Source organism: Streptomyces parvus, assembly GCF_014648875.1.
In the GTDB taxonomy this organism is placed as follows: domain Bacteria; phylum Actinomycetota; class Actinomycetes; order Streptomycetales; family Streptomycetaceae; genus Streptomyces; species Streptomyces parvus.
In genome coordinates, this window is record NZ_BMRY01000008.1 from 320,187 (window position 1) to 344,284 (window position 24,098).

Here is a 24,098-nt window from a genome sequence, read left to right on the forward strand (position 1 = left end):
CATGCGGCGGGGACCGGTGATCCGGAGCCGCGTCCCGCCACTCCGGGAGGCCCCATGACGAAACGCGCAGGAATTCTGGTCGCCGTCGGCGCGACCGTCGCCGGTCTGCTGACCGCGGCGCCCGGCCCGGCCGCCGCCACCGCGGCGAGCACGCCGCCGGCCCCGAAGCCGAAGTGGACCGACTGTCCGACCGAGAGCTACCCGACGCTCCAGTGCGCGAAGGTCCGCGCCCCGCTGGACCACCGCCGCCCGTCGGGCCGTCAGGTCACGCTCGCCCTGTCCCGCGTCCCGCACACCGCGAAGACCTTCCAGGGCCCGTTGCTGGTCAACCCGGGCGGTCCGGGCGGCAGCGGTCTGTCGATGGCCGGGTTCGTGGCGTCCTCGCTGCCGAAGAAGGTGGCCGCGCAGTACGACGTGATCGGCTTCGACCCGCGCGGCGTCGGCAAGAGCACGCCCGCCCTGAACTGCCTGCCCGGGCACTTCGACCCGGTGCGCCCGGACTCGGTGCCGACGTCCTACCGGGCGGAGCGGATCAACCGCGACCGGGCCGAGTCCTTCGCCCGGGCCTGCGGCGAGAAGCACGGCGACGTGCTGCCGTACATGGACACGGTGAGCGCGGCCAAGGACCTGGACGTGATCCGCCGGGCGCTGGGCTCCCGGCAGCTCAACTACTTCGGCTACTCCTACGGCACCTACCTCGGCGCGGTCTACGCCAAGCTGTACCCGGAGCGCGTGCGCCGGCTGGTCCTGGACTCGGTGGTCGACCCGGACGACGTCTGGTACGAGGGCAACCTCGGCCAGGACTACGCGTTCGACGCCCGGCACAAGGCCTTCGCCGCCTGGGTCGCGAAGAACGACGCGGCGTACGGCCTGGGCACCGACCCCGCGAAGGTCGAGGCCGCCTGGTACCGGATGCGGGCGGACGTGGCGCGGAAGCCCGCGGGCGGCACGGTCGGCGCGAGCGAGCTGGAGGACACCTTCCTGCCCGGCGGCTACTACAACGGCTACTGGCCGTACCTCGCCGAGGCGTTCGCCGCGTACGTGAAGGACCGGGACGCCGAGGCGCTGGTCGAGGTGTACGAGAACTTCGGCGCGGTCGACGCGAGCGGCGACAACGGCTACTCGGTCTACACGGCCGTCCAGTGCCGTGACGCCGGCTGGCCCGAGCACTGGAGCACCTGGCGCAACGACAGCCGCCGGATCCACAAGAAGGCGCCGTTCATGACCTGGAACAACACCTGGTACAACGCGCCGTGCGCGAACTGGCCGGTGCCCTCGCTGCGGCCCCTCCCGGTGAACAACCGGCAGCTGCCCCCGGCGCTGATCCTCCAGGCCACGGACGACGCGGCGACCCCGTACGGCGGCGCGGTCAGCATGCACCGCAAGCTCAAGGGCTCCAGCCTCGTCGTGGAGGAGGGCGGCGGCAACCACGGCATCACGCTGAGCGGCAACGACTGCCTGGACAAGCATCTGACGGCCTATCTGACCGACGGCACGGTGCCGCGCGGCCGGGGCGAGGCGGACGCGGTCTGCGCCGCCCTGCCGGAGCCGAAGCCGCTGCCCGCCGAGAAGGCGGCGGCCCAGTCGGTGGACAACAGCAAGGGCAGCCGTCTGCACGGCCTGCTGGGCTTCCGCCCCTGAGCCGGTAAGCCACGGGAAAACCCCGGGCGGGATGCGCGGGAGTCGGCGAGGATGGCCCGGCATGAGGCTCTCCACGACTCCCCCGCACCCGCCCGGCGTGATGATCCGCGACATGCGGTTGGACGACTGCGGGGCGGTCGCCACGATCCGGGTGCGCGGCTGGCAGCACGCCTACCGGGGCCTGCTGCCGCAGTCGTATCTGGACACGATGGATGTCGCCGAGGAGACCGGGCAGCGGCGCCGGTACTTCGAGGAACGCGGCGAGGCCGTGAACGTGGTCGCCCAGCAGCCCGACGGGACCGTGACCGGCTGGGCCTGCGTCGGCCCGCACCGCGCCGAGGACCACGGGCTCCCCGGCTGCGAGCTCTACGCGATCTACGTCCTGCCCGAGCACATCGGGACCGGGACCGGGCGCGCCCTGCTGACCGAGCTGACGGCCCGGGCCGCCGCCGCGGGTCACGCGGACATGGCGCTGTGGGTGCTCCGGGAGAACGCTCCGGCGCGCCGGTTCTACGAGCGGGCCGGATTCCGGCCGGACGGGGGCGAGGACACGTTCCTGGCGGGCGGGACCCTGGTGACGGAAGTGCGCTACGTCCGCCGGCTCACTCCCCCGGACGTCCGCCCGCTCACTCCCCCGGCAGCCGGCTGAGCGCCGCCGCCGCTGCCGCCCCGAGCCGTGGATGCGGGAGGGCCGCCGTGAGGACGGGGCGGGCCTGTTCGTCGGCGAGCCGGCCGAGGCCCTCGACGCAGGCCAGGGCGACGCGCCAGTGCGGTTCGCCCGGGGCCAGCAGGCGTCGCAGGGTGGCGATGAGGGCGGGCACCGACTCGGGGGCCCGCAGGTCGGTCAGCAGGCGCACCGGGTGCAGGGCGTAGGCGGTGCGCAGGGCGTTGGTGGCGAGCGCGGCGGCGGCCCGGGGCGTGCGGGGGTCGTTCAGGCGGGCCAGGGCGTGGGCGGCGGAGACGCAGCGTTCGGGGTCGCGGTGGTTGAGCAGGAGGACCAGCGCCTCGAATGCCCGTCGGTCGCCCGCGCAGCCGAGCCGGAAGGCGGCCATCTCGCGTGCCCACAGCGGCTGGTGCGGCTCCACCAGGACCCGGGCCAGCTCCTCGGGGTCCTCGGCGGCGACGAGCCGGGCGTACCGCGGCGATCCGGCCGCCTCGGACTCCAGCCGGTCCACGAGCGAACGGAACTCCTCGTCCATCACGTCATCCATGACGCTCAGCGTATCGACGGACACGCTCCGTGCGGGGCGGGACGGCCGAGCCGGTGTGGTCCAGGGCACACGAACCCAGGGGTGGCGCGCTCGTTACTCGCCGGTTAATCTCATCTGAGCGGGGCACACTCCCCGCAGGCTCCGGTGGCCTGGTGACGCAGCCACCCGGAGAGCTTGTCGGTTCGGCTTTACGTGCGACGCGACTCCGGGACAGAGTCCGTCACCCCTCACGGCCGGGCGCGCGCTCCTCGCGCCCCGGCCCCGCGCTCCACGACACGCAGCTTCCGTACACCACGCGCCGCTCCCTCATCGCCGCGCGCGCTGTGCTCCCACAGTCGTCACTCACCCTGGAGTCCCGTGATGGACACCCCTCTCTCCACCATCGCCGTCGTCGGCCTCGGCACCATGGGCACCGGCATCGCCGAGGTCCTGGCCCTGGCGGGCCGCGAGGTCATCGGCATCGACATCAGCGAGGCGGCCGCCCTCGGGGCCGTCGCCTCCCTCGAAGCGTCCACCGCACGGGCCGTGGGCCGCGGGCGGATCACCGAGGAGGAGCGGGCCGCCGCGCTCGCCCGCTTCCGTACCGCGGACACGCTCCAGGCCGCCGCCGATGCCGAGCTGGTCATCGAGGTGGTGCCGGAGTCGTACGAGATCAAGCAGCAGGTGTTCCGGGAGCTGGACGCGATCGTCTCCCCCACCACGATCCTGGCCACCGGCACCAACGCCCTGTCGGTGACCCGGCTGGCCGCCGAGTCGCAGCGCCCCGAGCGCGTGCTCGGCCTGCACTTCTTCAACCCGGCGCCCGCGATGAAGCTGGTCGAGGTGGTCTCCTCGGTGCTGACCGCGCCGCCCGCCGTCGAAGCCGTCACCACGCTCGCCCGGGAGCTGGGCAAGGAGCCCGTCGCCGTCGGCGACCGGCCGGGGTTCGTCGCGGACGGGCTGCTCTTCGGCTACCTCAACCAGGCCGCCGCGATGTACGAGGCGAACTACGCGTCCCGCGAGGACATCGACGCGGCGATGAAGCTGGGCTGCGGGCTGCCGATGGGCCCGCTCGCCCTGCTCGACCTGATCGGCATCGACACCGCGCGTACGGTGCTGGAGGCCATGTACGCCGAGTCCCACGACCGGCTGCACGCCCCGGCCCCGATCCTCGGGCAGCTCAGCAGCGCGGGCCTGACCGGCCGGAAGGCCGGGCGCGGCTTCTACACGTACGACGCCCCGGGCGGCCAGGACGTGGTGCCCGACGCGCTGACCCCGGCGGCCGGCGCCGAGGCGGGCGCGGGGCGCGCGGTGGCGTCGGTGGGCGTCGCGGGCTCCGGCACCATGGCGTCCGGGATCGCCGAGGTCTTCGCGAAGGCCGGTTACGGCGTGGTGCTGGCGGCCAGGACCCAGGAGAAGGCGGACCTCGCCAAGGTGCGGATCGCGAAGTCCCTGGAGCGCTCGGTGGCCAAGGGACGGCTGAGCGCCGAGGCCCGGGACGAGACGCTGGCGCGGATCACGGCGGCGGGTTCGCTGGACGCGTTCGCCGAGGTCGACCTCGCCGTCGAGGCGGTCGCCGAGGACCTGGAGATCAAGCAGCAGCTGTTCGCCTCCCTGGACAAGGTCTGCCGGCCCGGCGCGGTGCTCGCCACCACCACCTCCTCGCTGCCGGTCGTCGCCATCGCCCGGGCGACCGCGCGCCCCGAGGACGTCATCGGGATGCACTTCTTCAACCCTGCGCCCGCGATGAAGCTGGTCGAGGTGGTCCGTACCGTCCTGACCGCCGACGATGTGCACGCCACGGTCCGCGCGGTCTGCGCGAAGATCCGCAAGCACCCGGTGGACTGCGGGGACCGGGCCGGGTTCATCGTGAACGCGCTGCTGTTCCCGTACCTCAACAACGCGATCAAGATGGTCGAGGAGCACTACGCCTCGCTGGACGACATCGACGCGGCGATGAAGCTGGGCGGCGGTTACCCGATGGGCCCGTTCGAACTGCTCGACGTGGTCGGCCTGGACGTCTCGCTGGCCATCGAGAAGGTGCTGCACAAGGAGTTCCGCGACCCGGGCCTGGCGCCCGCGCCGCTGCTGGAGCACCTGGTCGCCGCGGGCTGCCTCGGCCGCAAGACGGGGCGCGGCTTCCGCGAATATGCCCGTCGCTGACCCGGGAGCCGGGTGGGGCGGGCTGCTGGGATCCTCCGGCGGCCCGCCCCCGCAGGCGCGCTCTCCTGCACCGATGCGTTACGTTCATGCCATGTCCCAGCCCGCCAAGTCACCCCGTGCCACCGCCGCGACCGACGCCCCGGAGACCACCGCGGGAACGCGGGCGGCCGCCCAACGGCTCAAGATGCGCCGCGAACTGGCCGCCGCCGCGATGGAACTCTTCGCCACGAAGGGCTACGAGGCGACGACCGTCGACGAGATCGCGGGCGCCGCGGGCGTGGCCCGCCGGACCTTCTTCCGCCACTTCCGCTCCAAGGAAGAGGCCATCTTCCCGGACCACGACGACACCCTCGTCAGGGCCGAGGCCGTCCTGAACGCCGCCCCCGCGCACGAGCACCCGCTCGACACCGTCTGCCGCGGCATCAAGGAAGTCATGAAGATGTACGCGGCCAAGCCCGCCGTCTCCGTGGCCCGTTACAAACTGACCCGCGAAGTGCCGACTCTCCGGGAGGCCGAGATCGCGTCGGTGGCCCGCTACGAGCGGCTGTTCACCCGCTATCTCCTGGGCCACTTCGACGAGCGCGACCACCATGTGGGCAACGACGACCCGCTGCTCGCGGAGGTCGCCGCGTCCGCCGTCGTCACCGCGCACAACCATGTGCTGCGCCGCTGGCTGCGGGCGGGCGGCCAGGGTGATGTGGAGGCCCAGCTCGACCGGGCGTTCGCCATCGTGCGCGACACCTTCGGCACGGGCATCGGGGCCGGCCGGACCGCCCAGGCCGAGCCCGAGCGCTCCCAGGCCGCCTCGGTGACCACGGACGGCGAGGTGCTCGTCGCGGTGGCGCGTACGGACGCCCCGCTGGACGAGGTCATGCGGACGATCCAGCAGGCGCTGAAGGACCGCTGAGACCGGACGCGGGCCCCGCGGCGCACGGGGCCGTAAACCGTTCGCGGCCGTCACGGCCCCGTGGTGGGGTTCCGGCATGCGAACCGACGAAGTACGTGCCCTGTACGACCGCACGATGCGCGAGCGGGCCCGTCCCGACGGCCCGGGTGTCCGGGTCGAGCGGGACGGGCCCCTCGTGCGCCAGGTGGGCGGCCCCGACGACTGGAACGGGGTCGTCTGGTCGTCCCCCGGCCTGGACGCGGCGGGGGCCGACGCGGCGATCGCGGCCCAGATCGGCCACTGCGCGGCGCTCGGCCTCCCGGAGTTCGAGTGGAAGCTGTACGCGCACGACGGGCCGGCCGATCTGGGCGACCGGCTGCGGGCGGCCGGGTTCGTCCCGGAGCCGCCGGAGACGCTGCTGGTGGCCCCGGCGCAGCTGCTGACCGGCCCGGTCGCCCTGCCCGACGGCGTAACGCTGCGCCCGGTGACGGACGCGGCGGGGGCCGAGCTGATGGCCCGGGCCCATGAGCGGGCGTTCGGCACGGACGGGAGCCGCCTCCTCCATCAGATGGTGCGGCGGCTGGAGGAGGCGCCCGAGGACTTCGTGGCGGTCATGGCGGTGGACGGCGACGGGGAGCCGGTCTGCTCCGGGCGGATGGAGCTGTACCCGGGCACGGGATTCGCCGGGCTCTGGGGCGGCGGCACGGTCGCGGAGTGGCGCGGCAAGGGGGTCTACCGGGCGCTGGTGACGTACCGCGCACGGATCGCCGCCGAGCGCGGCTACCGCTACCTCCAGGTCGACGCGAGCGACATGTCGGCCCCCATCCTGGCCCGGCTCGGCTTCACGGCGCTCGGGACGACGACGCCGTATGTGTATCGAGCGGGGCGGTAACCGCCTGCCAGCAGGACAGAACGTCTCGTAACGCCCATCGTGTTGCTCATGCGTGCCCACGAGATGACAAGTGAGAGAAATTGTTGGCACTGGGTGCCTTGCCAGGTGTCACGGAGTGCCATACGTTGAAGGTGTCCGGGCGGCCGGCGTGCTGCGAACTCACACGTACGCCGGCTGTCCCCGCAACCACCGTGCTGCGCGCCCGGACGCCTGCGTCACAGGCACCTTCTGCTCCACCGAGCAAAGCCCGCTCCATCTGCCGAACCGACGGCAACACCTCCACACCGCACCACTCCCCTGCCAGCAGGGCCCCTCAAGCGTTCCCTCGACGCCGCATCACCGGAGGCAACACCGTGAAGGAAATCCTGGACGCCATTCAGTCGCAGGACAGCACGGCCGCGGACTTCGCGGCCCTGTCCCTCCCCGAGTCCTACCGCGCGGTCACCGTGCACAAGGACGAGGCGGAGATGTTCGCCGGTCTGGAGACCCGCGACAAGGACCCCCGCAAGTCGATCCACCTGGACGACGTCCCGGTCCCCGAACTCGGCCCCGGCGAGGCCCTCGTCGCCGTGATGGCCAGCTCGGTGAACTACAACTCCGTCTGGACGTCGATCTTCGAGCCGGTCTCGACCTTCAACTTCCTGGAGCGGTACGGGAAGCTCAGCGAGCTCACCAAGCGGCACGACCTGCCGTACCACGTCATCGGCTCCGACCTGGCGGGCGTCGTCCTGCGCACCGGCCCCGGCGTGAACGCCTGGAACCCGGGCGACGAGGTCGTCGCGCACTGCCTCTCGGTCGAGCTGGAGTCCTCCGACGGCCACAACGACACGATGCTCGACCCCGAGCAGCGCATCTGGGGCTTCGAGACGAACTTCGGCGGCCTGGCGGAGATCGCACTCGTCAAGTCCAACCAGCTGATGCCGAAGCCGAAGCACCTCAGCTGGGAGGAGGCCGCCGCCCCGGGCCTCGTCAACTCCACCGCCTACCGCCAGCTCGTCTCGCGCAACGGCGCGGGCATGAAGCAGGGCGACAACGTGCTGATCTGGGGAGCCAGCGGCGGGCTCGGCTCCTACGCCACGCAGTTCGCACTGGCCGGCGGCGCCAACCCGATCTGTGTCGTCTCCTCCCCGGAGAAGGCAGAGATCTGCCGGTCCATGGGCGCCGAGGCGGTCATCGACCGCAACGCCGAGGGCTACAGGTTCTGGAAGGACGAGCGCACCCAGGACCCGAAGGAGTGGAAGCGCTTCGGCAAGCGCATCCGCGAGTTCACCGGCGGCGAGGACATCGACATCGTCTTCGAGCACCCGGGCCGCGAGACCTTCGGCGCCTCCGTCTACGTCACCCGCAAGGGCGGCACCATCACCACCTGCGCCTCCACCTCGGGCTACATGCACGAGTACGACAACCGCTACCTGTGGATGTCCCTCAAGCGCATCATCGGCTCCCACTTCGCCAACTACCGCGAGGCCTGGGAGGCCAACCGCCTCATCGCCAAGGGCAAGATCCACCCGACGCTCTCCAAGACGTACTCCCTGGAGGACACCGGGCAGGCCGCGTACGACGTCCACCGCAATCTCCACCAGGGCAAGGTCGGCGTCCTCGCCCTGGCCCCCCGCGAGGGTCTGGGCGTCCGCGACCAGGAAATGCGCGAGCAGCACATCGACGCCATCAACCGCTTCCGCAACGTCTGAGGTTCCCCGATGAACGAACGTCAGAAGGACCGGCCCTGGCTCATGCGGACGTACGCCGGTCACTCGACCGCCGAGGCGTCCAACGAGCTGTACCGCCGCAACCTCGCCAAGGGCCAGACGGGTCTCTCGGTCGCCTTCGATCTGCCCACGCAGACCGGATACGACCCGGACCACATTCTCGCCCGCGGTGAGGTGGGCCGTGTCGGTGTTCCCGTCTCGCACCTCGGTGACATGCGGCGGCTGTTCCAGGACATCCCCCTGGAGCAGATGAACACCTCGATGACGATCAACGCGACCGCCATGTGGCTGCTGGCGCTCTACCAGGTGGTCGCGGAGGAGCAGGGGGCCGACACCTCCAAGCTCCAGGGGACGACGCAGAACGACATCGTGAAGGAGTACCTCTCGCGCGGGACGCACGTCTTCCCGCCGGTGCCCTCACTGCGGCTGACCACGGACATGATCACGTACACGGTCAACCGCATCCCCAAGTGGAACCCGATCAACATCTGCAGTTACCACCTCCAGGAGGCGGGGGCCACCCCGGTCCAGGAGATCGCGTACGCCATGTCGACCGCCATCGCGGTGCTCGACGCGGTCCGCGACTCGGGCCAGGTGCCCGAGGAGAAGTTCGGTGACGTGGTCGCCCGTATCTCGTTCTTCGTGAACGCGGGCGTCCGCTTCATCGAGGAGATGTGCAAGATGCGCGCCTTCGGCCGCATCTGGGACCGCGTCACCCGCGAGCGGTACGGCATCACCAACGCCAAGCAGCGCCGCTTCCGCTACGGCGTCCAGGTCAACTCCCTCGGCCTGACCGAGGCGCAGCCGGAGAACAACGTCCAGCGCATCGTCCTGGAGATGCTGGCCGTCACCCTCTCCAAGGACGCCCGGGCCCGCGCCGTGCAGCTGCCGGCCTGGAACGAGGCGCTGGGGCTGCCCCGGCCCTGGGACCAGCAGTGGTCGCTGCGGATCCAGCAGGTGCTGGCGCACGAGAGCGATCTGCTGGAGTACGAGGACATCTTCGCCGGTTCGCACGTCATCGAGGCCAAGGTGGACGCCCTGGTCGAGGAGTCGCTGGCGGAGATCGACCGGATCCAGCAGATGGGCGGCGCGATGGCAGCCGTCGAGTCCGGCTATCTCAAGTCCGAGCTGGTCTCCTCGCACGCGGCCCGGCGGGCCCGGATCGAGGCGGGCGACGAGAAGATCGTCGGCGTCAACATCTACGAGTCCACCGAGCCCAACCCGCTCACCTCCGACCTCGACGGCGCGATCATGACCGTCGACCCGGAGAACGAGGCCCGGGTCGTCGCGGCCCTGCACGAGTGGCGGGACAACCGCGACGAGGCGCGGGCGTCGGAGGCGCTGGCCGCGCTGAAGAAGGCCGCCGCGGGCACCGAGAACATGATGGAAGCCACCGTCGAGTGCGCCCGCGCGGGCGTCACCACCGGCGAGTGGTCCTGGGCGCTGCGGGACGTGTTCGGCGAGTTCCGCGCTCCCACCGGGGTCTCCTCGGCCCCGGTCGCGGTCACCGCGGAGCCGGGCAGCACGCTGGCCCTGGTCCGCGAGAAGGTCACCCGGACCGCCGCCGACCTGGGCGTCGGGCGACTGCGTCTGCTGGTCGGCAAGCCGGGCCTGGACGGGCATTCCAACGGGGCCGAGCAGATCGCCGTACGGGCCCGTGACGCCGGGTTCGAGGTGGTCTACCAGGGGATCCGGCTCACCCCCGAGCAGATCACCGACGCGGCGCTCGCCGAGGACGTGCACTGCGTGGGCCTGTCCATCCTGTCCGGCTCGCACGCGGAGCTGGTCCCCGACGTGCTGCACCGGCTGCGCGAGGCCGGGGCGCCGGACATCCCGGTGATCGCGGGCGGCATCATCCCGCCGGCCGACGCCGCCGCACTCATCGAAGCCGGAGTGGCCGCCGTCTTCACCCCGAAGGACTTCGGCATCACGGAGATCATCGGCCGTATCGTCGACGAGATCCGGAAAGCGAACAAGCTCGACCCTCTGGAGGTCCCCGCATGACCACGCCCACCCCCTCGGTCAACCGTCTGCGCCCGCGCCGCTCGTGTCTGGCCGTGCCGGGCTCCAACCCGCGCTTCCTGGAGAAGGCCCAGGGCCTCCCGGCCGACCAGGTCTTCCTGGACCTGGAGGACGCCTGCGCGCCGCTCGCCAAGGAGGGCGCCCGCCACACCATCGTGGACGCGCTCAACAACGGTGACTGGAGCGGCAAGACCCGGGTCGTGCGGGTCAACGACTGGACGACGCACTGGACGTACCGGGACGTCATCACGGTCGTCGAGGGCGCGGGCCCCAACCTCGACTGCATCATGCTGCCGAAGGTCCAGGACGCCCAGCAGGTCGTGGCGCTGGATCTGCTGCTGACCCAGATCGAGAAGACGATGGGCTTTGAAGTCGGGAAGATCGGCATCGAGGCGCAGATCGAGAACGCCAAGGGTCTGGTGAACATCGACGAGATCGCCGCCGCCTCGCCGCGCCTGGAGACGCTGATCTTCGGCCCGGCCGACTTCATGGCGTCGATCAACATGAAGACCCTGGTCGTCGGCCAGCAGCCGCCCGGCTACCCGGCGGACGCCTACCACTACATCCTGATGCGCATTCTGATGGCCGCCCGTACGCACGACCTCCAGGCGATCGACGGCCCCTTCCTCCAGATCCGTGACGTGGACGCCTACCGCGAGGTGGCCGGCCGCGCCGCCGCCCTCGGCTTCGACGGCAAGTGGGTGCTGCACCCGGGCCAGGTCGACGCGGCGAACGAGGTGTTCTCGCCCTCGCAGGAGGACTACGACCACGCCGAGCTGATCCTCGACGCCTACGACTGGTGCACCTCCGAGGAGGGCGGCAAGAAGGGCTCCGCGATGCTCGGCGACGAGATGATCGACGAGGCCAGCCGCAAGATGGCCCTGGTCATCGCGGGCAAGGGCCGGGCCGCCGGAATGCAGCGCACATCCAAGTTCGAAGCCCCGGAGGCCTGATCATGCAGTTCGGACGCACGTATGAGGAGTTCGAGGTCGGTGCCGTCTACAAGCACTGGCCCGGAAAGACGGTCACGGAGTACGACGACCACCTCTTCTGTCTGCTGACCATGAATCACCACCCGCTGCACATGGACAGCAACTACGCGGAGAAGACGACCGACTTCGGCAAGAACGTCGTCGTCGGCAATTACATCTACTCGCTGCTGCTCGGCATGTCGGTGCCGGACGTCTCCGGAAAGGCCATCGCCAATCTGGAGGTCGAATCGCTCAAGCACATCGCGCCGACCTTCCACGGCGACACGATCTACGGCGAGACGACCGTGCTGGACAAGACCCCGTCGAAGTCCAAGAACGACCGCGGCATCGTGTACGTGGAGACCAAGGGCTACAAGCAGGACGGCACGGTCGTCTGCGTGTTCCGGCGCAAGGTGATGGTTCCCACCGAGACGTACATCAAGGAGCGCGGCGGCGAGCAGCCCGGCCGCCCGACGCCCGCCAAGTAACCGAGTGAAGCATTGAGGCCATCCGCGTGAAGCCACAGGAGAAGCAGCCATGACGCGACTCGCCCAGACCGCCGGTCTGAACGACATCCAGCGGGAAATCCTTGCCACGGTCCGGGATTTCGTCGACAAGGAGATCATTCCGGTCGCGACCCAGCTGGAGCACCGCGACGAGTACCCCACGGAAATCGTCGAGGGGCTCAAGGAACTCGGCCTGTTCGGGCTGATGATCCCCGAGGAGTACGGGGGGCTGGGTGAGTCGCTGCTCACCTACGCGCTGTGCGTGGAGGAGATCGCGCGCGGCTGGATGAGCGTGTCGGGCATCATCAACACGCATTTCATCGTGGCCTACATGCTCAAGCAGCACGGCACGCAGGAGCAGAAGGACACGTTCCTGCCGCGGATGGCGCTCGGCGAGGTGCGCGGGGCCTTCTCGATGTCCGAGCCGGCGCTCGGCTCGGACGTCTCGGCGATCTCGTCGAAGGGCGTGAAGGACGGCGACGAGTACGTTCTCAACGGCCAGAAGATGTGGCTGACGAATGGCGGAACGTCTACTTTGGTGGCCGTTCTGGCCCGAAGTGACGAAGGCCACCCCGAGGGCACCGCCCCGCACAAGTCGATGACGACCTTCCTGGTGGAGAAGGAGCCCGGCTTCGGAGAGGTCCGGCCCGGTCTGACCATCCCCGGGAAGATCGACAAGATGGGCTACAAGGGCGTCGACACAACCGAGCTCATCATGGACGACCTGCGCATTCCGGCCAATCGCGTCCTCGGGGGCACGACGGGCCGAGGGTTTTACCAAATGATGGACGGCGTCGAGGTCGGCCGGGTGAATGTCGCCGCCCGTGGCTGCGGCGTCGCGCAGCGTGCGTTCGAACTGGGCGTTTCGTACGCCCAGCAGCGCCACACCTTCGGCAAGCCGATCGCCCAGCACCAGGCGATCCAGTTCAAACTGGCCGAAATGGCCACCAAGGTCGAAGCCGCTCATGCGATGATGGTGAATGCGGCACGCAAAAAGGACTCCGGGGAACGAAACGACCTGGAGGCAGGGATGGCGAAGTACCTCGCCTCCGAGTACTGCAAGGAAGTCGTCGAGGACGCCTTCCGTATCCACGGCGGCTACGGCTTCTCCAAGGAGTACGAGATCGAGCGCCTCTACCGCGAGGCACCGATGCTGCTGATCGGTGAAGGTACCGCCGAGATCCAGAAAATGATCATTGGCCGGCGCCTCTTGGAGGAGTACCGATTCCAGGGCTGATTGTCCGTTTCAGGGTGATTTGGTGGCGAAGAACATCACACCGGGTCACCCTCGACGGGCGGCGTTCGACAGTCCGACTCGGCTGCTGGCTTGCCCAGTTGCGCCCGGCAACCGATAGCATCTTCGGAAAGCCGCCGTCCCCCGTTGCCAGCGCGGCATCATCCGCTACGAAGGTCATTCATGCCCGACAGCACTTCCTCCGCATCCCGCGGCGGGGTCCGCATCGCCCGCGGAGCTTCCCCGTGGCTCCTGCCGACCGTCGCCACCGCAGCCCTCAGCCTGGCCCGCGCCCGCAAGTCGGGGCGCTGGGCAGCAGCGGCTGTGCCCACCACCGCGCTCGCGGCGGGCATGCTGTGGTTCTTCCGTGACCCCGAGCGCGAGATCACCGACGGCCGGGTCATCTCCCCGGCCGACGGCGTGGTGCAGAGCATCATGCCGTGGAAGGACGGGCGCACCCGCGTCGCGATCTTCATGAGCCCGCTCAACGTCCACGTCAACCGCGCGCCGCTGGCGGGCACCGTGACGTCGGTCGAGCACATCCCGGGCGGCTTCGTTCCGGCGTTCAACAAGGAGAGCGAGAACAACGAGCGCGTTGTCTGGCACTTCGACACCGAGCTCGGCGACATCGAGATGGTGCAGATCGCGGGAGCGGTCGCCCGTCGGATCGTGCCGTACCTCCCCGAGGGCACGAAGGTGGAGCAGGGCGAGCGCATCGGCCTGATCCGCTTCGGCTCGCGCGTGGACATCTACCTCCCGGAAGGGATCGATGTCGCGGTCGAGGTCGGTCAGGCCACCACCGCGGGGGTGACTCGAATTGACCGTGATTGATCCTGATACCAAGGCCGGCTGGGTGCCGGAGGCCGAAGACGAGAACGACGTCGACGGCACGGAGGACATGCCGCTGTCGATGCGTCTGTCGATAGCGGACACGCTCACGCTCGGTAACGCGACGTGCGGGTTCATGGCGGTCTACTTCACCACCACGGGCATTCTGATCCCGCACCTCACGGGCAGCGACGAGACGGGCATGGCCCGGCACTCTGCCGCCACCGCCGTGATCCTCATGCTGATGGCCGCGATCTTCGACCTGTTCGACGGACTCGTGGCGCGCAAGCTGCGTTCCTCGCCGATGGGCGCCGAGCTGGACAACCTCTCGGACCTCATCAGCTTCGGGCTCGCGCCGGCCTACTTCGTGCTCGTGTACGGCATGGTCGCCGACGACGCCCATCAGCGGGTCTCGGCGCTGGCGGCGATCGTCGTGTTGCTGGCGGTGGTCCTCAGGCTGGCCAGATTCTCCTGCGTGACCATGAAGGACGGCATGTTCCAGGGCATGCCGAGCCCCTTCGGAGCGCTGACGGTCGTCTCGATCGTGCTCCTGGAGCTGCCCTTCGTGCCGACCCTGCTCGCGATCATCGGCGTGGCGTGGCTGATGGTGAGCCGGGTGGAGTACCCCAAGCCGCGGGGTGTCCTCGCGGTGGCGATGCTCAGCTGGATCGTGGCCGCGATGGGACTGCTCGCCGCCTGGGCGTTCGACGCCCCCGGCGGTCAGCTGCTGCTCCAGACGGGCTGCGCGCTCCAGGTGGTGCTCGGCGCGGTGATCCCGCTGTTCGCCACGGCGCGACGGGTGAACACGTTCCGTGACAACCGCCGCGAGGCGCGGGCGGCACAGCTGCCGTAGCGGCGGATACGCGACACAGGGGCGAGGGCCCGGATGCTCCCCGGCATCCGGGCCCTCGTGCGTTTCCGCCGCGCAGGGGGCCCTTACCACCGCGCGCGTCCGGCCGCCAGAGGCGATGCCCTCCCCGTGGCTGAGAATTTTCGGCATCGGGGTGAGTACCAGGTTCCCGTCCCTCCGCCGGAACCGGCTTCTAGAATCTCCTCGCAACCGACACCCGGGCCATTTCGGCCAGGGGGCGGTCCGGGGGACCGGGGGGGTCCGAGATGAAGCTGATGCTGGTGGGGACGCGCGTGGCGGCGGTCGCGGCGGCGGGGGTGCTGCTGGCCGGATGCGGCGGGTCGGCGTCGAAGGACAAGGACGGGCCCGACCCGAAGCCGAGCAGATCGGCGAAGCAGGGCGGCCCGGCCACCGGCGGGGAGAAGACCGGGGCGTCGGAGAAGCCCGACCCGAAGCAGTCCACGCTGCCGGGCGCGCTGCCCAGCGCCTACGACTTCACGCCGAACCCGGACCGGGTCCCGAAGAACGCGGCCCAGGCGCGGAAGCTGACCCGTAACGCCGCGCTCGGGGAGAACGACTGGACGGCGGGGATGGTCCGGCACACCCCGTACGAGAGCGCCGGCAGCTGGACCGTGCTTCCGGACTCCTGCGTCTGGACCCGCTCCGCGCTGCCGTCGGGCATCCTGGACAGCTTCACGCGGCGGCTCGACATTCCGGCGCAGGGCGGCAAGGGCCGGGTGCAGGGTGCGGTGACGGTGACCGTGCACCGGACCGAGGCGGGGGCCGACCGGGAGATCAAGGACACCGTCCAGGAGAGCTTCCGCTGCCCGGAGCAGGAGCTGGGCGGGGGTCAGCGGCTCAGCGGTCTGATGTCCCTCCAGTTCGACCAGAAGGACGTGCGCAACGCGGACGCCTCGCTGTTCGAGGCGGGGAAGTACACCGGTCCGCAGTCGGGCGGCGTCCAGGACTACGTCTGGTCCAAGTCCCGGATCGGCCCGGTGACGACGGCCGTGTCGGTCAAGGGCGCCAAGGGCTACACCAACACCGACCTGCTGCGGATCGCCGCCGAGGGCGGCGCCAAGGTGCTCTACCGCGTCGAACTGGAACTGAAGTGACCGCGGGCCCGGAAGCCAAGTGACCGCCGGCCCGGACGAAAGGCACTGACCCCTGATGGAACCGCTCCGCTCCACCGACCCGGCACGGATCGCCGGGTACCGCGTCCTCGGCCGCCTCGGCGCCGGGGGCATGGGCGTGGTGCTGCTGGGCCGGTCGCCCGGCGGCGCACTGGTGGCGATCAAGCTGATCCGCGCGGAGTACGCCGACGACACCGGCTTCCGCGCCCGCTTCCGGCGCGAGGTGGCCATCGCCCGGCAGGTCCGCAACCGGTGGGCCGTGCCGGTGGTCGACGCCGACACCGAGGCGCCGGCCCCGTGGCTGGCCACCGAGTTCGTGCCGGGGCCCGCCCTGAGCGAGGCGGTGGGCAGCGGGGGGCCGCTGCCGGAGCGCGGGGTGCGGGCACTGGGCTCGATGCTCGCGGAGGCGCTGGAGGCCGTCCACACGGCGGGTCTGGTGCACCGGGACGTGAAGCCCGGCAACGTGCTGCTGGGGCTGGACGGCCCCCGGCTGATCGACTTCGGGATCGCGCGGGCCCTGGACGACACCGTCCTCACGGCGACGGACGTGATCGTCGGCTCCCCCGGCTTCCTCTCGCCCGAGCAGGCGCAGGGGCGGCGGATCGGCCCGGCGAGCGACGTGTTCTCGCTGGGCTGCGTGCTCGTGTACGCGGCGACCGGCGGGCGGCCGTTCGGCACCGGGCCGGTGGAGGCGATGCTGTTCCGCACCGTGCACGACACGGCGGACCTGAGCGCGCTGCCGCCCGGGCTGCTCCCGGTCGTCGGGGCGTGCCTCGCCAAGGAGCCCGGGGACCGTCCGGCGGCGGCGGACATCCGGCAGGCGTTCGCCGAGGACCTGGCGGGCGGCAGCTGGCTGCCCGGCCCGGTCACGCATCTGATCGCCGAGCGTTCGGCGCGGATGCTCGCCCTGCCCGACATCGACGCGACGAGCCTGGACGCGGGCGGGGGCGGCGGTCCGGGCAGCGGCTCGTTCGGCGGCCCTGACACGGGTGCCGGGGCCGGGAGCGGAGGCCGGGACGCGACAGCCGTGTCCCCCTCCCCCGGCCGCCGTCGTTTCCTCGCGTACGTCACCGGGGGCGTGGCCCTCGCGGCGACGGGCGGCTCCACCGCGTGGCTGGTCTCCGGCGACGACAAGGACCCGGGCGGCAAGGGCGAGGGAGAGGATGGGAAGACGGCCCGCCCGGAGCTGCACATCGGGCTCCAGGCCGACCTCAGCGGCCCGTCGGCGGCCGTCGGCAAGGGCCAGGACCGGGCGGCCCGGCTCGCGGTCGCCGAGCACAACGCGCGGGGCGACGCCCCGTTCACGCTGCGGCTGACCACGGTCGACGACGGGGGCGACGAGGACCGGGCGAAGGCGGCGGTGCGCCGGTTCGCCGAGGACCCGCTCCTGGTGGCCGCGATCGGCGCGACCGGCACGGACGCGGCCCGGGAGGCGCTGGTCGCGTACGACGAGGCGGGGCTCCCGCTGCTCAGCGTGGTCGACGGGGACATCCGGCATCTGAACCGGATCTTCCTGTGCGCCCGGCCGCGCAACGACATGCAGATGCTGCCGGTGGCGGAGTTCCTCGGGGCGTACGAGATCGACCAGGTGGCGCTGGTCGACGACGGCACCGAGTACGGCCGGCAGACCACCCGCTTCCTCGACGCGGGGCTGCGCGGCAACGGCCGCACCGTGTTCGCGGAGACCGTACGGGAAGGCACGCGCGACCTGGACGCGGAGGCCGAGCGGATCGCCGCGAAGCGGCCGGGGGCGGTGGTGTACGGGGGCGGCTGGCGCGACGCCGGACGGTTCGCGAAGTCGCTGACCCGGGCCGGGTTCCTGGGGCCGAAGATCGCCACCCAGGCCGCGCACGATCCGCGGTTCCTGGCGGAGGCGGGCGAGGACGCGGCGGGGTGGCTCCTCGTCTCGACGGCCGCCGACCCCGCGTCCGTACCCTCGGTGCATTCGTTCGCCGCCGCCTACCGCAAGCGGTTCGACCACGCGCCGCCGCTGTTCGCGGCCGAGGCGTACGACGCGGTCGGGCTGATCGCGTCCTGCGCCGAGGAGCTGGGCCGGGAGAAGCTGACCCGCCAGGACCTGCTGCCCGCGCTGCGGACGACCTCGTACAAGGGCGTCTCCAAGAGCTACGCCTTCGAGTCCGCCAACGGGATGTACACCGGGACCGGGGTCTTCATCTACCGGGTGGAGCGGGGCCGCTTCCGGTACATCGGGATGAACGGGCGGGAGGTCTGACCGGGCTTCCCCGGTCGGACCTCCCGGCAGAGCTCGCTCAGTCGCCGGTGGTGACGGACTCGGGCGCGTCGGGTTGCGGCGGACCTGATCCGGGCCCGGGAATGATCAATCCCGTACGGCAGCCGGTGCGGTGTCGTTCATGGTGCTGACGTTCGCATCGCCGACGGCCTTGCTGATCGCCCGCTCCAGAGGGCTTCCGGGCTCGATCGGGGTCGCGGTGGCGGTTCGGCCGTCCTTGGACCGGGAGATGCGCTGCGCCTTGAGTTGCTCGACAGCGTTGCGCAGATCGGCCTGGGTGACCAGGTCACTACCGCGGAGCGCTGTCGCCGTCGCGGCGTCGATGACCGCGCGGCGGATGTCGCGTCCGGTGATCTCCTCGATCGCGGCGAGGTCCGGGGGCGAGACGTCGGCGGCCAGGGGGAGTTCCGCAGGCAGGTGGTTCCGCCAGATGACCGCACGCGCTGCGGCATCGGGGGCGGGGAACTCGATGTGCCTGACGCGGGAGTCGAAGGCGGTGTCGTAGCTGTGGACCAGGTTCGTCGCGAAGACGACGAGGCCCTCGTACCGGTCCAGCGACATCACCAGCTCGCTGCGCATGGCGTTGACGGCGTGCTCGGAACCCTGGCCGGTCGTCTCGAAACGCTGCGACATCAGCGCGTCCGCCTCGTCCAGGAACAGTACGGCGTCGTGTTCGCGGGCCGCGTGGAACAGGGCGTCCAGGTTCTTGGGCCCTTCGCCGTGGTACTTGCTCTCCAGCTGGGAGTACTTGGTCTGGATGATCTTCTTGTTCAGGCGGGAGGCGATGGCGTGGGCGGCCAGCGTCTTCCCCGTCCCCGGGGGCCCGTGCAGGTTGATCGCCGAACTCGGGTGGGGCTCGATTCGCTGGAGACCCCACGTGCCGAAGACGAGCGTCCGCACCTCGATCACGTTCACGGCCAGCAGCAACTGGTCCATCGTCGCCTCTGGCAGCACCAGGAAGTCGAAGTCGTGGAGCGGGTCGGTGGCAGGGAAGTGTGACGCCCGCTCCGCCAACGAGAGGGCATCGGGACCCGAGCCGCGCGACCCGTCGTGCTGATCGGCGACCGGACCGGGGGGTGCCGTTTCCCCGTTCGCCACGGTGAAACCCAGAGGGCCGCCCCTCCGGCTCCCGGGCGCGCGGGTGTACTCCGTGAGAAAGGAGTCGGCCGCCGAGATGAGCCGGCTGCGCAGCAGCGCCGCAGCCACCGGGTCGGCGTCGGCGGGAAGCCCGCGCACCCGGAACGTCGTGCTTCCGGCGCGCAGTCCGCGCAGGAACGCGGTGTCCGGAGCGGTGTCATCGGCCTGATGGCGGGTCATAGCTCGATCCTCGCTGTCTGCCTGTGCTTGAAGGCGTCGTTCAGGTCAGGGGCGAGTTCCTTCGCCACGTAGGTCTTCTCCACGGTGCGGACTCCGGCGTCGGTCAGGCCGATCGCGACGACCTCCACATCCCCGTTCTCCAGTTCACGCTTGATGAGCCTGCCGTACCGGGTGGCGGTTCGTCGGCTCAGTGCGCTCCTGACCCGGCTGAGCGTCAGGCAGGCGATGACACCGATGCCGAGCAGCATGCCCACGACCGCCAGTGATGCGAACAACATGGCGACTACTCCCAGATCGCGACCTTGTGCCGGGCGTGAGCCCGGTGGACGTCGCCGTCCGCGTTCTCCGCCTTGATGCGCCTCACGTCGCTGAACTTGCCGTCCTCGGTGTCGAAGATGCCCTGGATGAACGACACCTCGCCGGAATCGATGGCCTCGGCGACGGTGACCGCCACCTTGTCGGGGTCGTTCTTGACCTGTGCCGCCCGTTCGCGGAACCAGTCGACGAGGAAACCCAGGGTGAGTGTCGCGATGGCGATGGCAGCACCCGCGGCCAGCCCGACGAGGGCGGCGATCACCAGCATTTCGATCATGCGAATCCCCCGCAGATGAGTCAGTTGAAGATGATGACGTTGTTGGCGCCGAACGACCGGGCGAGTTCGTCGTCGAAACGCTGTGTCAGATAGGAACGCCAAGGTTGGTCGGCCTCGATGAGCGGACGCCCCGCGTCGTCGAGGAAGAACAGGTGGACCAGGTACGTGTCCGGGCCGTGCCCGCCGCCTGCCGGCTGTGCGGTACCTCCCTCGTGATGCCGCAGTACAGCCGCCGCAGCCGCGGCGGGAACCGCTTCCTTCGATTCCACGAAGAAGCGGACCACGTCGGGCATGGTCAACGCGTCGACGTAGGGTGCGCGTCCCTGCGAGAGGGCCTGGAGAGCGTCGACCAGATCGCCCATCAACTCACGTATCGTCGCGATGCTGACCGATGCCTGATCGGCCAGGCTCTTCGTCGCCTTTCGTAGCCCCACGTGCACGGTGTCTCCTTCTGGGTCCTCGCCGAGTGGTTCCCGCGGTTGCGTCTTTCCTGCACCCGGAGTTCAGAATGCCGTCGTTGCCTGTCGTATTTCGTCCCTCAGCGGTGTGAATTCCCGCTGCGTCCGTCCTACAGCGATACGACCGGGAGACGGGCGGAGACCGCCGGGGTGCTGCTCCGGATTCGGTCGAGGCGGCGCAGCAGGAGGTCCGGCCGGCTGTGACGCCCCGAGATGTAGATCGCGAACAGTTGCCGGACCTCGGACGAGCGGTTGTGCGTGATACCGAATTTGTCCATCGCCGACAGAACATGAGACTTGACGGTCGTCTCCGAGATGTTCAGGTGCTGCGCGATCTCCTCGTAGTCGTATCCGTCCGCGTAGCACCGGAGCACTTCGCGTACGCGGCTGCTCAGCATGAGGGCCTCGGGCGGAATGACCCCGGGCTCGAACGCGTCGCCGCGGTCGTGGCGACGTCGGCCGTCTCCGCTCCGGCGAGGCACACCGAGCCCGGCACGTTCACAGGCGTCGCGCAGGTGCGCCAGGTCGAGAGCGTGGGTGGCCGCCGACGTCCCCGACGCGGACATCGCCGCGGCCGTACGCCGCCCCTTCGCCACCTCGCCGAGGGTGCCGGCGAGCGTGGCCGACACTCCCAGGTCCGTGGCAGACGTGGCTTCCAGCAGGGCGCGGGCGATATGGGGGTGAAGGTCGTGGGGACTGCGCGCCGCACTCAGCACCGCGTCCGCGAACGCCACTCGCGCCACGTCGTGCCCGACGACGCCACGGGCCCCCTGGACCCACGAGGCCACCCAGTGCCTCCACCCGTCGGCCTGCTCTCCCAGGACGGGTATGCCGAGGGCCGGTATCCATACGACGCAGGGAACAGCCCGCATGAACTCAGTCACCGTGTCGCTGAACCCGGTCTCCGGCAGGCCGAGGACACACGCGTCGTACTGGAGGCCCGCAGTCCGGAGCTCGGCCAGGTCGGCGACCGGGTCCAGCAGTCGCAGACGGGGATCCTGCGCGAGGAGCCGCACGAGGCCGTGCCGGAGCGCCTGGTCACCGGCCACGACGGCGACGTGCAGAGGCGTTCCGGTATTTTCCAGGGGGGACGAGGCTTTCGACGGTTCGTCAATTCCGATCACCTTCGCAGGAGATCGCGGAAGGCGCTTCCGGGAAAAGCCCCGCCCCGCTTCAGACCTGCTTCAGGCCGCAGGCGCATTGGTGTGCGGGGCGGGAAAGCGGACGATACTTGAGGGATTTTCTTGGCTTTCCGATGGAGAGTCGCTCGAATGTTCGGCCGCATCGCTGAGGTTGCACCCGGGCATATCGCAGGGGGCTTCCGGTGGCGATGTTCAGACAGACTGCGCTGTGGACGTCGAGGTTGCTGCGGGCCGGGATGACCGGGCCGGGGCGGGCGGCTCCTCCCGCCTTCGCATCCGGGCCACCATGCCCTTGAAGTCGCCTTGGCTCAGCCAGTCCGTCCCCATCGTGTCCACCGGGCACCCGGCGGCGCGCAGTCCGCTGACGATGTTCTGGCGACAGGACTGGTAGTCGTCGAGATCGATGTAATTCAGTCCGTCGATGTCGCTGATCGTCCGCTGTTCGCCCAGCTTGAGAAGCAGCGTCCCGGTCGGGTGGGTCATCAGGGCCATGCCCAGCTCGATCAGCACGTTGGGCCGGGCCTGCATGGACGGGAGGGTCTCGGCGGTGCGCTTGCTGAGGTCCGGGTGCAGCCGCACGATGTCGTCGGGGGTCATCAGGACCACCACGGCCTGCGCACTGGCCAGTCCCCCGCGGATCACCTCGCTGAGGTAGGGAGAGGCGTTCCCGCCTCTCGCTCGCAGAGCGGGCCACTCAAGGGGGTTCAGTCCGATCGACCGCAGGAAGGCGAACATCTCACGTCGCGCGAACTCGTCCCGGCCGTGGACGACGAAGACGTTCCTGGCGCGGTCGGCGCGGTCGCTGGTGTCTGCCGTGGACGTGTCATCTGCACTCATGGGTGTCTCCCTCTTCGCAGGTGCCGATTGCTCGGCCTTGTCGATCGCCGCTGACAGGTAGCCGAGTTCGTCGTCCAGGCGCTCCAGCATCGAGCGCGCGAGGGCGCGGTCGTCGGTGAACGGGCCCCGGGGCACCAGCATGCCGGTCAGGTCGAAGGACCGCCCGAGATTGACTGAGGCGATGTCGACTGTCCGCCGCAGCGTGTCGAGTTCGGACCGGAGGATCCGGGCGTCCGCGAGGTGCTCCGCCAGCTGTTCGGCCCACTGGGCCGTCGCCGGCCCGCCCTTCGCCCCGGGCGCTGCACGCCGTTCACGGATGCCGGCGCTCAGGGATTCCAACGTCGCCCGCAGGGTCCGCGCCCGACTGTCCCGCTGCCACACCAGCAGTTGGTACCTGAGCTTGGCGGCGTGCAGCAGATAGCGGGCCAACGAGGGCAGTTCGGTGCCGCCGCGGTCGGACCAGGCCCAGGCGCTGGCGGCCTCGTCGGCCTCGCTCGTCAGCGCCACCACGAAGCGCCGCAGGGCCCGGTCGTCGGGCTCCAGCGCGGTCTCCCAGAGCGCGAAGCCTCCGGGCGAGGCGACGCCGGCCGAGGAGAGTCCGTGCGCGGTGTCCGGCAGCAGGCCCTTCAGCTCGGCGTAGAGCGCCGGGTCCGCGGACACCGGGCCGTCGCCGAGCCGCGCGAAGTAGAGCCGGGCCTCCCCCAGGAAGTACGGTGCGTGCCGGTCGACGATACGGCTCCACCGGCGATCGAGGTCACGCCACCAGGTCCACGGCTCGGGAGCCTCGGTGCCGGGAGGCGCCGCGCACCACACGGACAGGTTCAGTACGTCGTGGTGGACGCGGAGGACGGCCTGCAGGCCGAGCGTGTGATGCCGTTGCGCCGCGAGTGTCCGCTCCCCGCCGTCCGCTTCCACGGATTCCTCGAACTCCGCGGGCGGAACGTCCGGCAACCAGGTGCCCGGTACCGGCTCGTTCATGTTGAACTGCCTGCGGCACTCCTGCCAGACCGTCCGCAGCGCGTGCGCGGCCTCGGCGGCGTGCGGCCCCTCCGACGGAGCGAAGAGGTGCACGACGAACTCCTGGCCGACCACCCTGGTCACCGGTTCCCCCCTGCCTTGCCGCTCGACAGCCGGTGCACGAGGACGTTGAGACGTTCCCGGGTGCGCTCGGGCGCCTGCGTCTTGACCGGGGCGTCCGGTGGCGGCGGTCCCAGGGGGGTGAGCCGCAGGGGGTCCAGCAGCCGGAGATCCCCGGTCGCTTCGGCGAGTTGCTTCAGATCGCCTGCGGTCTCGGCCGCCGAGATGCTGTCCAGAATCTCGTCCAGCACGCTCCACCTGGTCGGCGACAACTCCCAGTCGCGGGCTCTGCGCAGCAGTTCGGCTGCGTCTTCGCGCACGGCGGACGCCCGCGCGGGGTCGTCGTCCTTGCCGCGCTTCCACAGTCCTCTCGGCATCCGTGGTCCTTCCGGTTGATGG

22 protein-coding genes are annotated in these 24,098 nt (G+C 70.5%); 14 read left to right on the forward strand and 8 right to left on the reverse strand.

Annotated elements, in window-relative coordinates; translation table 11 throughout:
- Positions 1-54 precede the first annotated feature (54 nt).
- Together IE140_RS24985 and IE140_RS24990 are read left to right on the forward strand one after the other, a co-directional pair.
- Complete coding sequence (locus IE140_RS24985; RefSeq protein WP_150194634.1) at positions 55-1,641, forward strand: alpha/beta hydrolase; 1,587 nt, start codon at positions 55-57, stop codon at positions 1,639-1,641.
- Between the two features lie 61 nt (positions 1,642-1,702).
- Complete coding sequence (locus tag IE140_RS24990; protein WP_150194636.1) at positions 1,703-2,290, forward strand: GNAT family N-acetyltransferase; 588 nt, start codon at positions 1,703-1,705, stop codon at positions 2,288-2,290.
- On the opposite strand, the gene IE140_RS24995 is transcribed toward IE140_RS24990, so the two are convergent.
- The gene (locus tag IE140_RS24995) at positions 2,268-2,852 is read right to left on the reverse strand and encodes an adenylosuccinate lyase (RefSeq protein ID WP_225682170.1); all 585 of its coding nucleotides are present in this window, start codon (positions 2,850-2,852) and stop codon (positions 2,268-2,270) included. The genes IE140_RS24990 and IE140_RS24995 overlap by 23 nt on opposite strands.
- Positions 2,853-3,212: 360 nt before the next feature.
- Between IE140_RS24995 and IE140_RS25000 the strand changes: the two genes are divergently transcribed.
- The 12 genes from IE140_RS25000 to IE140_RS25055 all read left to right on the forward strand — a co-directional run bounded on the left by IE140_RS25000 (position 3,213) and on the right by IE140_RS25055 (position 18,258).
- On the forward strand, positions 3,213-4,994 hold the full coding sequence (locus tag IE140_RS25000) for a 3-hydroxyacyl-CoA dehydrogenase family protein (protein WP_150194638.1): 1,782 nt from the start codon (positions 3,213-3,215) through the stop codon (positions 4,992-4,994).
- Between the two features lie 91 nt (positions 4,995-5,085).
- A complete protein-coding gene (locus IE140_RS25005) occupies positions 5,086-5,901 on the forward strand; it encodes a TetR family transcriptional regulator (protein ID WP_109180739.1) in 816 nt (271 codons plus the stop codon).
- A 76-nt stretch (positions 5,902-5,977) separates the two neighbouring features.
- Entirely contained in the window at positions 5,978-6,772 is a 795-nt protein-coding gene (locus IE140_RS25010) for a GNAT family N-acetyltransferase (protein ID WP_150194640.1), read from the forward strand.
- A gap of 353 nt (positions 6,773-7,125) precedes the next feature.
- The gene (gene ccrA, locus IE140_RS25015) at positions 7,126-8,463 is read left to right on the forward strand and encodes a crotonyl-CoA carboxylase/reductase (RefSeq protein WP_150194641.1); all 1,338 of its coding nucleotides are present in this window, start codon (positions 7,126-7,128) and stop codon (positions 8,461-8,463) included.
- Positions 8,464-8,472: 9 nt separating this feature from the next.
- Entirely contained in the window at positions 8,473-10,485 is a 2,013-nt protein-coding gene (locus IE140_RS25020) for an ethylmalonyl-CoA mutase (RefSeq protein ID WP_150194642.1), read from the forward strand.
- The gene (locus IE140_RS25025) at positions 10,482-11,456 is read left to right on the forward strand and encodes an HpcH/HpaI aldolase/citrate lyase family protein (RefSeq protein WP_010058361.1); all 975 of its coding nucleotides are present in this window, start codon (positions 10,482-10,484) and stop codon (positions 11,454-11,456) included. Before IE140_RS25020 ends, IE140_RS25025 begins: the two co-directional genes overlap by 4 nt.
- Before the next feature lie 2 nt (positions 11,457-11,458).
- The gene (locus IE140_RS25030; RefSeq protein ID WP_010072684.1) at positions 11,459-11,962 is read left to right on the forward strand and encodes a MaoC family dehydratase; all 504 of its coding nucleotides are present in this window, start codon (positions 11,459-11,461) and stop codon (positions 11,960-11,962) included.
- Between the two features lie 49 nt (positions 11,963-12,011).
- Positions 12,012-13,217, forward strand: a complete 1,206-nt coding sequence (locus tag IE140_RS25035) for an acyl-CoA dehydrogenase family protein (RefSeq protein ID WP_032777046.1) — start codon at positions 12,012-12,014, stop codon at positions 13,215-13,217.
- 180 nt (positions 13,218-13,397) lie between these two features.
- Complete coding sequence (locus tag IE140_RS25040) at positions 13,398-14,045, forward strand: phosphatidylserine decarboxylase (protein WP_006128707.1); 648 nt, start codon at positions 13,398-13,400, stop codon at positions 14,043-14,045.
- 22 nt (positions 14,046-14,067) lie between these two features.
- Positions 14,068-14,895, forward strand: a complete 828-nt coding sequence (gene pssA, locus IE140_RS25045; RefSeq protein WP_176725639.1) for a CDP-diacylglycerol--serine O-phosphatidyltransferase — start codon at positions 14,068-14,070, stop codon at positions 14,893-14,895.
- Positions 14,896-15,158: 263 nt separating this feature from the next.
- Positions 15,159-16,007 (forward strand): hypothetical protein, encoded by an 849-nt coding sequence (locus tag IE140_RS25050; protein ID WP_150194643.1) that lies wholly within the window; start codon positions 15,159-15,161, stop codon positions 16,005-16,007.
- 55 nt (positions 16,008-16,062) lie between these two features.
- A complete protein-coding gene (locus tag IE140_RS25055) occupies positions 16,063-18,258 on the forward strand; it encodes a bifunctional serine/threonine-protein kinase/ABC transporter substrate-binding protein (protein WP_150194644.1) in 2,196 nt (731 codons plus the stop codon).
- A gap of 105 nt (positions 18,259-18,363) precedes the next feature.
- Here IE140_RS25055 and IE140_RS25060 read toward each other — a convergent pair whose 3' ends face one another.
- The 7 genes from IE140_RS25060 to IE140_RS25090 all read right to left on the reverse strand — a co-directional run bounded on the left by IE140_RS25060 (position 18,364) and on the right by IE140_RS25090 (position 24,076).
- Entirely contained in the window at positions 18,364-19,593 is a 1,230-nt protein-coding gene (locus IE140_RS25060; RefSeq protein WP_150194645.1) for an ATP-binding protein, read from the reverse strand.
- The gene (locus IE140_RS25065) at positions 19,590-19,871 is read right to left on the reverse strand and encodes a hypothetical protein (protein ID WP_150194646.1); all 282 of its coding nucleotides are present in this window, start codon (positions 19,869-19,871) and stop codon (positions 19,590-19,592) included. The genes IE140_RS25060 and IE140_RS25065 overlap by 4 nt, the downstream gene beginning before the upstream one ends.
- A 5-nt stretch (positions 19,872-19,876) precedes the next feature.
- Positions 19,877-20,185 (reverse strand): hypothetical protein, encoded by a 309-nt coding sequence (locus IE140_RS25070; RefSeq protein WP_032762888.1) that lies wholly within the window; start codon positions 20,183-20,185, stop codon positions 19,877-19,879.
- A 20-nt stretch (positions 20,186-20,205) separates the two neighbouring features.
- Entirely contained in the window at positions 20,206-20,619 is a 414-nt protein-coding gene (locus IE140_RS25075) for a hypothetical protein (RefSeq protein WP_141720270.1), read from the reverse strand.
- 134 nt (positions 20,620-20,753) lie between these two features.
- Entirely contained in the window at positions 20,754-21,767 is a 1,014-nt protein-coding gene (locus IE140_RS25080) for a helix-turn-helix transcriptional regulator (RefSeq protein ID WP_150194647.1), read from the reverse strand.
- 210 nt (positions 21,768-21,977) lie between these two features.
- Positions 21,978-23,723: a CATRA conflict system CASPASE/TPR repeat-associated protein gene (locus IE140_RS25085; protein WP_150194648.1), complete on the reverse strand. Its 1,746-nt coding sequence runs from the start codon at positions 23,721-23,723 to the stop codon at positions 21,978-21,980.
- Positions 23,720-24,076: a CATRA system-associated protein gene (locus IE140_RS25090; protein ID WP_093437946.1), complete on the reverse strand. Its 357-nt coding sequence runs from the start codon at positions 24,074-24,076 to the stop codon at positions 23,720-23,722. The genes IE140_RS25085 and IE140_RS25090 overlap by 4 nt, the downstream gene beginning before the upstream one ends.
- Positions 24,077-24,098: the final 22 nt, after the last annotated feature.

Excerpts from the sequence above, each read along its gene's own strand:
- IE140_RS25040 (WP_006128707.1), top strand. The coding sequence starts at position 13,398 with ATGCCCGACAGCACTTCCTCCGCATCCCGCGGCGGGGTCCGCATCGCC.
- IE140_RS25010 (WP_150194640.1), top strand. The coding sequence starts at position 5,978 with ATGCGAACCGACGAAGTACGTGCCCTGTACGACCGCACGATGCGCGAG.
- IE140_RS24985 (WP_150194634.1), top strand. The coding sequence starts at position 55 with ATGACGAAACGCGCAGGAATTCTGGTCGCCGTCGGCGCGACCGTCGCC.
- IE140_RS25005 (WP_109180739.1), top strand. The coding sequence starts at position 5,086 with ATGTCCCAGCCCGCCAAGTCACCCCGTGCCACCGCCGCGACCGACGCC.
- IE140_RS25050 (WP_150194643.1), top strand. The coding sequence starts at position 15,159 with ATGAAGCTGATGCTGGTGGGGACGCGCGTGGCGGCGGTCGCGGCGGCG.
- IE140_RS25020 (WP_150194642.1), top strand. The coding sequence starts at position 8,473 with ATGAACGAACGTCAGAAGGACCGGCCCTGGCTCATGCGGACGTACGCC.
- IE140_RS25055 (WP_150194644.1), top strand. The coding sequence starts at position 16,063 with ATGGAACCGCTCCGCTCCACCGACCCGGCACGGATCGCCGGGTACCGC.
- IE140_RS25025 (WP_010058361.1), top strand. The coding sequence starts at position 10,482 with ATGACCACGCCCACCCCCTCGGTCAACCGTCTGCGCCCGCGCCGCTCG.
- IE140_RS25000 (WP_150194638.1), top strand. The coding sequence starts at position 3,213 with ATGGACACCCCTCTCTCCACCATCGCCGTCGTCGGCCTCGGCACCATG.
- IE140_RS25035 (WP_032777046.1), top strand. The coding sequence starts at position 12,012 with ATGACGCGACTCGCCCAGACCGCCGGTCTGAACGACATCCAGCGGGAA.
- IE140_RS25030 (WP_010072684.1), top strand. The coding sequence starts at position 11,459 with ATGCAGTTCGGACGCACGTATGAGGAGTTCGAGGTCGGTGCCGTCTAC.
- IE140_RS25065 (WP_150194646.1), bottom strand. The coding sequence starts at position 19,871 with ATGTTGTTCGCATCACTGGCGGTCGTGGGCATGCTGCTCGGCATCGGT.
- IE140_RS24990 (WP_150194636.1), top strand. The coding sequence starts at position 1,703 with ATGAGGCTCTCCACGACTCCCCCGCACCCGCCCGGCGTGATGATCCGC.
- IE140_RS25060 (WP_150194645.1), bottom strand. The coding sequence starts at position 19,593 with ATGACCCGCCATCAGGCCGATGACACCGCTCCGGACACCGCGTTCCTG.
- IE140_RS25070 (WP_032762888.1), bottom strand. The coding sequence starts at position 20,185 with ATGATCGAAATGCTGGTGATCGCCGCCCTCGTCGGGCTGGCCGCGGGT.
- IE140_RS24995 (WP_225682170.1), bottom strand. The coding sequence starts at position 2,852 with ATGGATGACGTGATGGACGAGGAGTTCCGTTCGCTCGTGGACCGGCTG.
- IE140_RS25090 (WP_093437946.1), bottom strand. The coding sequence starts at position 24,076 with ATGCCGAGAGGACTGTGGAAGCGCGGCAAGGACGACGACCCCGCGCGG.